General features: G+C 73.6%; 9 protein-coding genes. 3 read left to right on the forward strand and 6 right to left on the reverse strand.

What is annotated here, in order from left to right:
* Positions 1-18: 18 nt before the first annotated feature.
* Complete coding sequence (locus ACTFAP_RS24590; RefSeq protein ID WP_500467408.1) at positions 19-1,137, reverse strand: glycerate kinase; 1,119 nt, start codon at positions 1,135-1,137, stop codon at positions 19-21.
* Positions 1,138-1,304: 167 nt separating this feature from the next.
* Between ACTFAP_RS24590 and ACTFAP_RS24595 the strand changes: the two genes are divergently transcribed.
* The gene (locus ACTFAP_RS24595; RefSeq protein ID WP_500467409.1) at positions 1,305-3,047 is read left to right on the forward strand and encodes a BCCT family transporter; all 1,743 of its coding nucleotides are present in this window, start codon (positions 1,305-1,307) and stop codon (positions 3,045-3,047) included.
* A gap of 37 nt (positions 3,048-3,084) precedes the next feature.
* Here ACTFAP_RS24595 and ACTFAP_RS24600 read toward each other — a convergent pair whose 3' ends face one another.
* Both ACTFAP_RS24600 and ACTFAP_RS24605 read right to left on the reverse strand, forming a co-directional pair.
* Complete coding sequence (locus tag ACTFAP_RS24600; protein WP_495682361.1) at positions 3,085-4,509, reverse strand: FAD-dependent oxidoreductase; 1,425 nt, start codon at positions 4,507-4,509, stop codon at positions 3,085-3,087.
* A 25-nt stretch (positions 4,510-4,534) separates the two neighbouring features.
* Positions 4,535-5,350, reverse strand: coding sequence for an inositol monophosphatase family protein (locus tag ACTFAP_RS24605; protein ID WP_495682362.1), 816 nt, complete (start codon positions 5,348-5,350; stop codon positions 4,535-4,537).
* Between the two features lie 111 nt (positions 5,351-5,461).
* On the opposite strand from ACTFAP_RS24605, the gene ACTFAP_RS24610 reads away from it, so the two are divergent.
* Positions 5,462-6,559 carry a hypothetical protein gene (locus ACTFAP_RS24610; protein ID WP_500467410.1) on the forward strand — a complete coding sequence of 366 codons (1,098 nt, stop codon included), beginning with the start codon at positions 5,462-5,464 and terminating at the stop codon, positions 6,557-6,559.
* On the opposite strand, the gene ACTFAP_RS24615 is transcribed toward ACTFAP_RS24610, so the two are convergent.
* Complete coding sequence (locus ACTFAP_RS24615; RefSeq protein ID WP_500467411.1) at positions 6,550-7,767, reverse strand: hypothetical protein; 1,218 nt, start codon at positions 7,765-7,767, stop codon at positions 6,550-6,552. The genes ACTFAP_RS24610 and ACTFAP_RS24615 overlap by 10 nt on opposite strands.
* A gap of 77 nt (positions 7,768-7,844) precedes the next feature.
* Here ACTFAP_RS24615 and ACTFAP_RS24620 point away from each other — a divergent pair, with 77 nt between their 5' ends.
* Positions 7,845-9,011, forward strand: coding sequence for a hypothetical protein (locus ACTFAP_RS24620; RefSeq protein WP_500467412.1), 1,167 nt, complete (start codon positions 7,845-7,847; stop codon positions 9,009-9,011).
* Here the strand turns inward: ACTFAP_RS24620 and ACTFAP_RS24625 are convergent.
* Both ACTFAP_RS24625 and ACTFAP_RS24630 read right to left on the reverse strand, forming a co-directional pair.
* Positions 9,002-10,219, reverse strand: coding sequence for a hypothetical protein (locus ACTFAP_RS24625; protein WP_495682366.1), 1,218 nt, complete (start codon positions 10,217-10,219; stop codon positions 9,002-9,004). The two genes, ACTFAP_RS24620 and ACTFAP_RS24625, sit on opposite strands and share 10 nt — an antisense overlap.
* A 37-nt stretch (positions 10,220-10,256) precedes the next feature.
* Positions 10,257-11,543, reverse strand: a complete 1,287-nt coding sequence (locus ACTFAP_RS24630) for a hypothetical protein (RefSeq protein ID WP_495682367.1) — start codon at positions 11,541-11,543, stop codon at positions 10,257-10,259.
* Positions 11,544-11,547 lie beyond the last annotated feature (4 nt).

Raw genomic sequence — 11,547 nt, forward strand, 5'->3', positions numbered from 1 at the left:
GGCGCTCGCGCGCGGCGGTTACAGGTGGTCCTGGGCCAGCTGTTCCGCCGCGCGCTCCAGCAGCGCCCCCGCGTTGCGCATCGAGGTGGCGGGATCGGGCTCCAGCGCGGAGAGCGGGTACGCCTGCGCGATGCCCGCCGCCCGCAGGCTCGCGGCGTCGATGGCCAGCCGGCCGCACACCGCGACCACCGGGCGGCCCGCCGCGCGCGAGGCCGCCGCCACGCCCGCCGGTGCCTTGCCGCGCAGGGTCTGCTCGTCCAGCGAACCCTCGCCCGTGATCACCAGCGTGGCCCGCTCCAGCGCCGGGCCGAAGCCCAGCACCTCCAGCAGCACCTCGATGCCGGGCCGGAAGACGGCGTTCAGTCCGAGCAGCGCGCCGTAGCCCACACCGCCCGCCGCGCCCGCGCCCGGCGCGCCGGCCAGATCGGTACGGCCCAGCACCTCGGCGAAGTGGCCCAGCGCCGCGTCCAGCGCCTCGACGGCCTCGGCGTCCGCGCCCTTCTGCGGCCCGTACACCGCCGCCGCGCCCTGCGGACCGGTCAGCGGATTGTCGACATCGCTGGCCAGAATGATGTCGGTGTCCTTCAACCGCGGGTCCAGCCCGGTCAGATCGGCGCTCACCAGCTCACGCAGCGGCCCGCCCCCGTACGCCAGCGGGTCGCCGTCCACGTCCAGCAGCTTCGCCCCCAGCGCCACCAGCATCCCGGCCCCGCCGTCCGTGGTGGCCGAACCGCCCACCCCCAGCACGATGGTGCGCGCGCCCGTGTCCAGCGCCGCGCTCAACAGCTCGCCGGTGCCGAACGTGGTGGCGATCAGCGGCGCGAAGACCCCGGGCGGCAGATGCCGCAGCCCCGACGCCTCGGCCATCTCCACGATCGCGGTCGTGCCGCCCACCGCGAACCCGGCCGTCACCGGGGTGCCCAGCGGGCCCGTCACCTCCACCTCGTGGAGCGTGAACCCGGCCTCCACGGCCGCCGCGACCGTACCGTCGCCCCCGTCGGCCACCGGCAGCGCCTCCACCGTCACGCCGGGCCTGGCCCGGCGCAGCCCTGCCGCCACATGGGCGGCGACCTCCGCCGCGGTGAGTGAGCCCTTGAACTTGTCCGCGGCGATGAGTACGCGCGCCGTCTGAGCCATGTTCTGCCCCTGTTGTGGTCGCTTCGTTGCATGTTGTCCGGGCGGTCATGCCCGGGCGACCCTACCCGCCGTGCGCCGCCGGGGACCATGCCTGTCCGCTGCCGGGACGGTCACATCGCGGCGTGCCGACCGGGTGAACGCGGTGATTCACCACATAGTGGTGCACTATGACCACGGATGCGCACTCCCCGCCCGAGCCCCCGGACACCGGGACCGGGGAGCGGAGACGGCCCGACCCGCCACCCGACGCCACGGTCATCGTCATCGGGATGGCCGCCGTGCTCGGGGTGGTGGCCTGGGCGGCGTTCGGCAAGGACAACTTCTCCTCCGTCACCGACCACTCCCTGAACTGGGTCCTCGGAAACTTCTCCTGGCTGTTCATCATCGCTGGCAACGTCTTCCTGGTGACCTGCTTCGTCATCGCCTTCAGCCGCTTCGGCCGGATCCGGCTCGGCCGCGACGACGACGAGCCGGAGTTCTCCTCCCTGTCCTGGATCGCCATGATGTTCGCCGCCGGCATGGGCATCGGCCTGATGTTCTTCGGCGTGGGCGAACCCCTGCTCCACTTCGCCGACCCGCCGCCCTTCGGCGACATCGAGCCCGGCAGTCCCGAGGCCGCCCGCGCGGCCCTCGAGTACTCCTTCTTCCACTGGACGCTGCACCCCTGGGCCATCTACGGCGTCGCCGGACTCGGCCTCGCGTACGCCACCTTCCGCAAGGGGCGCGGCAACCAGATCAGCGCCGTCTTCGTCCCGCTCATCGGCTCCCGGCTCAGCGCCGGCTGGCCCGGCCGGCTCATCGACCTGCTCGCCGTCTTCGCCACCGTCTTCGGCACCGCGACCAGTCTGGGGCTCGGCGCCCTCCAGGTCTCCAAGGGCCTCAACATCACCACCGACATCGACGACACCCTCACCCTGCGGATGATCATCATCGGCGCGCTCGGCGCCGCCTTCGTCATCTCCGCCTTCAGCGGGCTGCACAAGGGCGTCAAATGGCTCAGCAACATCAACATCGTGCTGGCCATCTCGCTCGCGCTGTTCATCTTCGTGGTCGGACCCACCGTGTACATCCTGGGCGTCGTCCCGGCCGGTGTCGGCGTCTACCTCGAAGAACTGCTGGTGCTCTCCTCACGCACCGGGGCGTTCGGCAGCGAGGACTGGCTGGGCACCTGGACCATCTTCTACTGGGCCTGGTGGATGTCCTGGGCGCCCTTCGTGGGCACCTTCATCGCCCGGATCTCCCGGGGCCGCACCATCCGCGAGTTCCTCATCGGGGTGCTGCTCATCCCCTCCGGCGCCTCCATCCTCTGGTTCTCGATCCTGGGCGGCAGCGCCCTGCGCATCGACTCCACCGGCGGCGCCGACCTGACGGGCGAGGTGAACAACGGCGGTGAGGAGGCCGCCCTGTTCGCGCTGCTGGACGCGCTGCCGCTGGGCACCCTCACCGCCTTCGTCGCGATGATCCTGGTGATGCTCTACTTCATCACCAGCGCCGACTCCGCCTCCCTGGTGATGGGTTCCCTCACCAGCAGGGGCGCCCTGCACCCGCGCAAATGGCTGGTCGTCGCCTGGGGCGTGCTGATGGGCGCGGTGGCCGCCGTCCTGCTGGTGGCCGGCGGCCTGGACTCGCTGCGCTCCGGCACCATCCTGGTGGCCCTGCCGTTCGTGGTGGTCATGCTCGCGATGTGCTGGGCGCTGGTGACCGAACTGCGCACCGACCCCGGCGCCGGAGCCCCCCGGCACATGCCGCTGCACGGGCTGCGCGAGGCCGTACGCACGATGGTCGGGGAGGCCGTCGAGGAACGCACCCGCGGTCCACGGCACTGGCGGCTGCGCCGGACCGCCGGCAATGTGCTCGACCGGCAGGACGGCACGGGCCGGCCTCCCGAGAACCCGCCGCAGGACCAGTGAGACAACGGGGCGGCCACCTGGCCGCCCCGTCCTCCCCTCAGCGCTGCCGCAGCCGCCGCCACACGGCCTTCGCCGCGTTGTGCCCCGACATCCCGTGCACCCCGGGCCCCGGCCACGCCGCCTGCGAGCACAGGAAGACCGCCGGATGCGCGGTGGTGTACGGGGACCACGCCGGGCGCGGCCGGAACATCGTCTGCAGACCGCTGAACGCCCCGCACGCGGTGTCCCCGCCCACGTAGTTGGCGTTGCGCCGCATCAGCTCGGCCGGGCCCGCCACCGCACGGGCCAACACCCGGTCCCGGAAGCCCGGCGCGAACCGCTCGATCTGCGCCTCCAGCGCCTCCGTCAGGTCCCCGTCCCAGCCGTTGGGCACATGGCCGTACGCCCAGAAGACGTGCTTGCCGGCCGGCGCCCGGGACGGGTCGAGGAGCGTCGGCTGCGAGGTGATCATGAACGGCACCTCGGGGGCCTCCCCCCGCACCGTGGCCGCCCGCAGCGCCGTCTCGATCTCCGCGCTGGTCGCCCCCAGATGCACCGTCCCCGCGCGGTGCGCCTCCGGCGCCGTCCACGGCACCGGACCGTCCATCGCGAAATCGATCTTGAACGAGGCCGCCCCGTAACGGAACCGCGGGTACGCCTGCCCAAGGCCCGCGATCCGCGCCATCGCCGTGGGGGAGGTGTCGAAGATGTACGCCCTGGCCGGCGGAAGCTCGTCCAGCCGCCGCACCTCGACGCCCGTGTGCACGGTGCCGCCCAGCGCCGCCAGATAACCCGCCAGCGCGTCCGCGATCGACTGCGAGCCGCCCCGGGCGATCGGCCAGCCGCCCTCGTGCGCCGCCAGCGCGAACACCATCGCGATCGCGGTGGTCGCCGGCGTCGTGGCGGCCGGCGAGATCACGTGCGCCGCCAGACCGTGGAACAGCGCCCGTGCCTTCTCGTCCCGGAACCGGGTGCGCGCCACCCACGCCGCCGGCTGAAGACCCGTCAGCCCGAAGCGGGCCAGCGTGAGCGGCCCCCGGGGCAGCCCGTCCCACGGCACCTTCAGGAAGTCCCCGGCCAGCGTGTCCCAGCGGCCCAGGTACGGGGCCATCAGCCGCCGGTACGCCTCCGCGTCGCGCGGCCCGAACGAAGCCGCCGTCACCCCCACCTCACGGGCGAGGACCGCCGCACTGCCGTCCGGGAACGGGTGCGCCAGCGCCAGCTCCGCGTGCAGCCACTCCAGGCCGTACCGCTCCAGTGGCATCGCCTTGAATGCCGGTGATCCCGCACCCATCGGATGCACCGCCGAGCAGGGGTCGTGCCGGAAGCCCGGCAGCGTCAGTTCCTCGGTGCGCGACCCGCCGCCCACCGTCTCCTTGGCCTCGAAGACCTCGACGGACATCCCCCGTCGGGCCAGTTCCACGGCGGCGGTCAGCCCGTTCGGGCCGGCCCCCACCACCACCGCGTCCCGCATGGTCGGCACGTTACGGCTCCCCTCGCCGGTGAGTTCACGCTCCGTTCAGCAAGGAGAGAATACGCCGTGCCGTCAGCTCGTCCCGCGCCGCGGTGAACGGCAGTGCGTTGCCGCCCGCGATCGCGAACGGAACCCCCGCCACCGTCTCGTGCGTCCCTCCGGCCTCCAGCACCATCAGCAGCCCCGCCGCGTGGTCCCAGGCCGACTCCCAGTTGAACGCCACCGCGTCCAGCTCGCCACGGGCGACACGCACGTACTCCAGGCCGGCCGACCCGCACTCGCGCGGCGCGACACCCGCCACCTCCAGCCGGGCCAGCACCCGCTTCTCCTCCTCCGACGTGTAGTTCGGATGCGCGTGCGCCACCGTCAGCGGCCTGCCCGGCTCAGGCGAACCGGCGAACACCCGCTCCCCGTCCACGAACGCCCCCACCCCGCGCCGGGCGTGCGCGGTGAGCGCGAGCGCCGGAGCGTGCGTCCACGACGCCTCCAGCACCCCCCGGTGGGCCAGCCCCACCAGCGTGCAGAAGCCCTCGTCCCCCTCCACGAACTGCCGCGTCCCGTCCACCGGATCCACGATCCACACCGGCGCGTCACCGGCCAGCGCCCCGTACACGGCCGGGTCGGCCGCCACCGCCTCCTCGCCCACCACCACGGACCCCGGCAGCAGCTCCGCCAGTATCTCCGTCAGCCGCTCCTCGGCCCGGCGGTCCGCGACGGTGACCAGATCGTGCGGCGCCGACTTCGTCTCCACCTCATCGGCGGCGAGCCGCCGCCAGCGCGGCATGATCTCCTCGGCGGCGACGGTGCGGACGGCCTCTTCCACCTTCTTGGCGAGCTGTTCATCGATCATGCCCCCATCGAAACACGCCACCCGCCACCCCGGAGCGTCAGCGTCCCGTGGCGGAGGGCACACTGAGGCAGGTCGGGGACGGGACACGAGGCCGCATCGGGGGCGGGGGCCATGGGACGCGCACGGGAACTGTGCCGCTGGGCACGGGAACGCTGGATCGCGATCGCCCTGGTGGTGATCCTGCTCGCCGGCCTGCAGACCGGCACCGGCGGACGGTTCACCGCCGCCGACGCCGTCCGTCTCCAGCCCTGCGCGGGGCTTCTGCCCCGCGCGGAGCTGAGCGCCATGTCCGGCTGGGACGAGGTCCGCTCCCAGCGCCTCGCCCACACCCCGCACCTGCACCGGCTCACCTGCACCCTGCTGCGCGAGAGCGCGGGCGGACAGGAGGAGTGGCTGAGTCTGTCGGTCAGCGGCCGGCCCGAGGATGTGGACGCCGGGCTGCTCAGGGCCGTCAGCTGGGATCCGTCCAGTCGCTGGGCGGCGCTGCCGCACGGCGTGCCGGGGATGCTCTTCGAGGAGAAACCGACGGCATTCCGGATCGTGCTCCTGCCGCCCTGCGCCGCGCCGGACCGCCGGATGCTGGTGACCCTGGAGACATCCCGGTCGCGGGGAGAGGATGACCAACTGCTGCGCGCCGCTGTGGCCGCGGCCAACTCAGCCTCCGTCATGACCGGCTGCGACGGGGCGCCCGTGCCGCTCCCGGAGCAGCCGATCCGCCGCCATCCCGAGGGGACCCCCGCGGCACTGCTGGCACCGCAGTCCGCCTGCGGGGCGATCATCCCGCACTTGCCGCAGGACGCTCCGGACGGCGGCTGGCGCATCCACGAGGCGGCCTCGGACACCGGCCCGTTCGGCGTCTGTGCCGCGCCCTTCGGCAGCGCCGGCGACGTGCTGGTGGTCAGCGCCTCCTACGGGTCGTGGGCCGAGACACGGAACGCGATCCGCCCTTGGATGGCAGCGCCGGACGGTGAGTCCCGGGGGCAGCCCGCGCCGCTCTCCGCGTACTGGCTGCCGAGTACGGAGCGCACGGTGGCGAGCGCGTTCACCTACTGTGACGGTGAGTTCGCGTACTTCGAGGCACGCGTCGCGCGGCTGGGTCCCGACGTGTTCACCCAGGAGGAGCTGAGGGCGATCGTGGTCGCTTTCGCCACGGACCAGGCGTCCCGGCGAGGATGCGAGCCGCCCGTGCTGCCTCCCGCTCAGGGGTAGAGGATCCGGTGCAGATACAGGGCGTCGGCATAGCTGTACGTCAGCAGGGCCCGCAGTGGCACCCACTCGCTCTCCGGAAGCTCGCGCAGTCCCGTCCAACGCACCAACACCGCCAAGAGATGCTCCCGCCCGTCCAGAATCGACACGGCGTCTGCATCCGTCACGGGGGCCGGTGAGCGGCGGGCCAGATCACCGGCGAGTACGGGCAGCGCGGGCGGATCGGCGACGGCCAGAAAGGTGCCCCGGCTGTGTTCCCGCACGGCGGTGTCGAAGGCGGCGGGATCCTCGACGGTGCCGTCCGCGAAGAACCGGCCGCGCAGGTGGTCCAGCTCCGCGAGACCGGCCGTCATCTCCTCGAACGGATCGAAGTTGACCGGGCCCGGCGCGTCACCGACCCCGGCGTTCAGTTCACCGTGCTCGCCGACCGTCAGTTGGTCCAGGTAGTGCGCGGCGTAGGCGCGGTAGGCGTCGTGCAGGATGGCGAAGGCCTGCGGATGGGAAGCGATCCGGGCCATGAGCGTGGGCAGCGGAGATGCCCAGGACTCGCCGGTCGCTCCGGTTGCCGCATCGGTCTCGACCACCCGCGCACCGGCGGACGCGAACAACGACCGGGCCTCTCCTGTGCCGTCGCTGCGGGGCATGGCCCGCAGGGGCAGGTCCGAGAACTGGGGATCGACCAGGTCCGGCACATAGGCGGCCAGCACCGTGGCCACATAGGGCTCCAGGCCCGCCGGAACGACGGGTTCGGGGTCGTCCCAGGGCCGCAGGCGCGGTGGTGGGACCGCGTCGTCCCCGGGCGCGCCGAGCACCTCCACGATGTCGTACAGCACGGACGCCATGGCCTCGGTGTGCACGACCGCCGGACCGTCCTGATCGTCCACGGTCTGGCCCGTGGTGGCGGCCACCAGGATGGAGCCGAGCAGCTCGGGGCCCGAGGGGCCCGCGCAGGTGACCCAGTGCCGCGGCGCCAGCAGGTCGGCCACCGCGCCGGTACCGTTGCCCGTGTCGGGGCCCGGGTCGAGATGGGCGGTGGCGGCCCGCGGGTCATGGGCGAGCGCGGCGATCTCCTCCGGAACGTCCCAGCAGGTACGCGTCGGCTCCGCCCGCCACAGTGCCACCCCCATCGGCACGAGCAACGCCAGCGACACCACAGGCCCGATCCCGCGCCCCACCCCGCGACGGAACCCCGCCACCCCCCAAGCAGCCATGCCGAGCAGCCTACTGGGGGTGCCGGGCGGTTCCAGCACCGCAGCACGCGCTCGCACCCGGCCGGGAGCAGACCTCCGTGACACGGCACACTGGGGCGAGGAAGATCGCGAACACGGAGATCGGGGGCATGCCGGTGCGGTCGCTGGGGCGGGAACTGCGGGGCTGGGCGCGGGAACGGTGGATATCGCTCGGAGTGCTGGTGATGCTGCTGGCGGCGCTGCAAAGCTCGGCGGCCGGAACAGCGGCACCCGGACATCTGGCCAGGCAACAGCCGTGCGCGGGAGTGCTCAACGGGGACGAGGTCGCGGCGTTGCCCGACGGGCCGCAGACGGTCGGCCAGCGGCTGTCCCACCATCCGGATCTGGGGCGGTACACCTGCACCCTGACGCGGGCGGCGGATTCGGGTGGTTCCGTCCCCTGGCTCACGGTCCAGGCAGTCGTCGAGCCGGACGATGTGGAGTACGCCTTGCGCGAGGCGTTGCAGGATCCGACGCGCGAACGCTGGCTGCCGCTCCCCGACACGCTGCCCGGGGTACTCCTCGAAGGCTGGCGCCTCCGGCCGGCGATCGTCCTGCTGCTGCCCTGCCCGGACCTCGGCACCGATGCCGCCGGACGGTCGCGCAGTGCGCTGGTGAGGACCGAGTACACGGGGAGCGACGGGACCGACCTCCTCGGCACGCGCACCACCGACGACCTGCTCGCCGTCGCGCTCACGGCCACCCGTTCCACGGCGGAGCTGCTGGGCTGCGGAGCATCCCCCCTGCCGGAGCCCACCACCCGGATCGGGTGGAACGAGGGTGGCGTGCCCGTCGCGGCAGCCGCGACACCCTGTGCGGTGATCGTCCCGGAGCTCCCCGCAGCGGCAGCGCCGGAGGGCTGGCGCATCCGTGAGGCTTCGGCGGACGCCGGCCCCGCGAGCTTCTGCGAGGTGAGCGCGCCCGAGGGCGGCAGTCTCCTGGTGAACGGCTGGTTCGGGGGCTGGAGCGAGTCGCTGCGGGTGGCGCTGGGGCAGTGGTCCGGCGTTTACGACCTGCCCCCGGCTCAGCAACGGGAGCTGACGGCCGATGCTCGTCAGGCCACGGCGACCGCCACCTGTGACGGCGAACACGCCCTGTTCCAGGTGCGCGTGCACGACCGGGACGATCTCTTCACCGAGACCGAGATCCGCGAGGTCCTGACGGCCTTCGCCACCGACCAGGCGCAACGGCGCGGCTGCACCGGGGTGGAACTGCCTCAGAAGTAGGCATAGTCGGACCGGGCGTCGTGGACAGCGTTGAAGTATCCCTCTTCCAGCGCGGCGTTGAGGGCGAGGAGATCGGACTCGGAGAGGCCGTGCTCCTCGGCCCAGTGTGCCAGCACGCCGAGCAGATGCTGCCGGCCGTCGAGTATTCCGGTCTCGGCCACAGAGGAGTCGGGGGCTCGCCGGGCCACATCACCCGTGAGGGGCGGCTCCGGTGTGTCGGCCCCGGTCCCGGCCCTGGCCCCGGTCCTGAAGACTCCACGGGAGGAGTCCAGGACGGTCTCGTCAAAGGCGTCCACGTCCTCGATCCTGCCGTCCCGGACATGGAGGGCCCGCAACTGGGCGAGGACCGTCGTGCCGTAGGTGAGTTCGCGGAACCGGTTGTACGAGGTGAGGGCGGGAGCCCGGTCCTCGGGGTCCCGGAGCACGCCGTCCCCGTCCACCGTCAACCGGTCCAGATAATCCGCGTAGTGGGCGCGGAAGGCGTCGTGCAGCGTGGCATAGGCGACGGGATCGACCGTGATCCGGCCCAGGAGACGTTGGAGCGGCCGCCGGCTGTCGTTGTCGTAGTGGAACACCGGGCGCCACTCGCCCGTGTCGGGATGGGTGAGGGCCGGTCCCGCGTCGTCGGGCAGTTCTTGAAGGGCGTAGAAATCTCCCGCCCCGTCGTTCACGTCCCTCACATAGGCGGCCAGCATGGTCGCCAGATAGGGCTCCAGGCCCGGCGGCACCTGAGGCCCGGGGTCTCGCCAGGGGAGCAGGTTCGCGGCCCGTGGCCGCTCGGCGCCCAGCACCATCACCGTCTCGTGGACGACCACGGACATGGGGAGCGTGTGCGGTACGGCGGGCCCGGACCGTTCCGCCGCGGTCTGCCCGGTGGTGGCAGCCAGCAGGATGGAACCCAGCAGGTCGGGTCCCGCCGGCCCTTGGCAGGTGGTCCAGTGCTCCGGTGACAGAAGCTCGGCGACGCGGCTGCCCACGCCGGACGCGTCACCGGATCCGGAAGCGGGGTCGGCACCGGGAACGAGGTAGTCGACGGCGGCCTGTGGATCGTCGGCCAAGGCTTGGATCTCCGTCGGAACGTCCCAGCACTCCTCGCGCCAGGAGACCCACGCCACCGTCCCTGCCAGCGGGAGCAGCAGCGCGAGTGAGACCAGCGGTCCGAGCCATCGATCCAGCACGCGGCGGTTCGCCGCCCCCCAAGCAGCCATGATCACCAGCCTACTGGGGGGTCCGGGAGGGCCCGGGTCAGGCCAGGTTCGCGCGGCGCAGTTCGCTCGTGATCGCGTAGTGGTGGCGGGGGGAGAGTGCCTGAGCCGCCGTCACCAGCAGCGGGACCACCACCTCGGGGGCGGGTACGGTCGCCCCCACCGCCTCCTCCGCCGAGCGGGCCCCCACCAGCGCCGTCAGCAGGGTGACCGCCTCCTCGGAGCGGCCCGCCTGCCACAACTCCGCCGCGATCACCCCGGCCTCGGCCGCCGGGCGGGCCGCGGCCTGGCGCAGCAGTGCGGCGCAGTCGCGTTCGCGGCCAGCGCCGGCCAGCGCCTCCGCCACCGCCGCCAGCGGTCCCGGCGGCAGCGACGCCGCCTCCCACAGCAAGGTGGCCACGTCGGAGGCCAGGCCCATGCGTTCGAGCGCCTCCAGCATGACCGGCAGCCGTGCCGCCGGGCCCCCGACGGCCTCGCTCAGCACGATGTGCGCCGGACCGCTGGCCCTCGCCGCACGCAGCTCCGCCAGCCGGGCGGCCATCGCCAGCGCCGCCTGCCGGTCCTCCTCGGTCAGCCGCTGCCGCCGCTCCTGCCGGGACTCGTGCAGTGCCCCCGCGAACCGCGAGCCGCCCGGCGGCGCCGCCGGTGGCTCCACGGCGTCACCGGCGGCCGGCGGCGCGGGCACCACCACCTCGTCCTCCGCCTCGATCCCGGCGAACCGCGCCCCGCGCGGCGGGCGTTTCCGCGCCTTCACCACGGGTGCGCCGGACGTCCCGGGCTCGGGCGCCGCCGGGCGCGGGGCGGGCAGCGCCGCCAGCCGGGCGAGCAGTTCGGCCTCCCGGGCCCGCGCCCGGTGCTCGTCGTCCCTGGCCCACAGCCGCTGCGCGGCCAGCCGCTCCTCCTCGCCGTTCTGCCCCACCCGGCGGGCCAGGTGCAGGGCGTCGGACAGCTGCGCGGAGCGGCCGGCGGCGGCCCGCCGCGCCGTGTCCGCCGCCGCCAGCGCCTGTTCCAGCGCTGCCCGGCCGCCGGGCAGCGCGTCCAGGGCGCGCGCCGCGCTCTCGTACCGCGCCCGCAGCCGGCCGCCGGTGTGCTCGGCGGCGCCCGTGCCGCTGCGCACCGCCAGATCCTGGAGCAGATCGGCGACCACGTCCCACGGCGGCAGCTCCCGGCCCGCCAGCCAGCCGGCCAACTCCTCGGGACCGCGTCTGGAGAAGGCCGCGTACCATCCGGCTGCCGGGTCGAGCGCGGCGGTGATCCTCCGCAGCTCGCCGGTGAACGCGGCCAGTCCGGCCGCCGCTTCCCGCTGGGCCATGGGCGCATCTGCCATAGCC

This window comes from Streptomyces sp. PH9007, assembly GCF_059813725.1.

Excerpts from the sequence above, each read along its gene's own strand:
- ACTFAP_RS24610 (WP_500467410.1), top strand. The coding sequence starts at position 5,462 with ATGGGACGCGCACGGGAACTGTGCCGCTGGGCACGGGAACGCTGGATC.
- ACTFAP_RS24615 (WP_500467411.1), bottom strand. The coding sequence starts at position 7,767 with ATGGCTGCTTGGGGGGTGGCGGGGTTCCGTCGCGGGGTGGGGCGCGGG.
- ACTFAP_RS24595 (WP_500467409.1), top strand. The coding sequence starts at position 1,305 with ATGACCACGGATGCGCACTCCCCGCCCGAGCCCCCGGACACCGGGACC.
- ACTFAP_RS24630 (WP_495682367.1), bottom strand. The coding sequence starts at position 11,543 with ATGGCAGATGCGCCCATGGCCCAGCGGGAAGCGGCGGCCGGACTGGCC.
- ACTFAP_RS24605 (WP_495682362.1), bottom strand. The coding sequence starts at position 5,350 with ATGATCGATGAACAGCTCGCCAAGAAGGTGGAAGAGGCCGTCCGCACC.
- ACTFAP_RS24625 (WP_495682366.1), bottom strand. The coding sequence starts at position 10,219 with ATGGCTGCTTGGGGGGCGGCGAACCGCCGCGTGCTGGATCGATGGCTC.
- ACTFAP_RS24590 (WP_500467408.1), bottom strand. The coding sequence starts at position 1,137 with ATGGCTCAGACGGCGCGCGTACTCATCGCCGCGGACAAGTTCAAGGGC.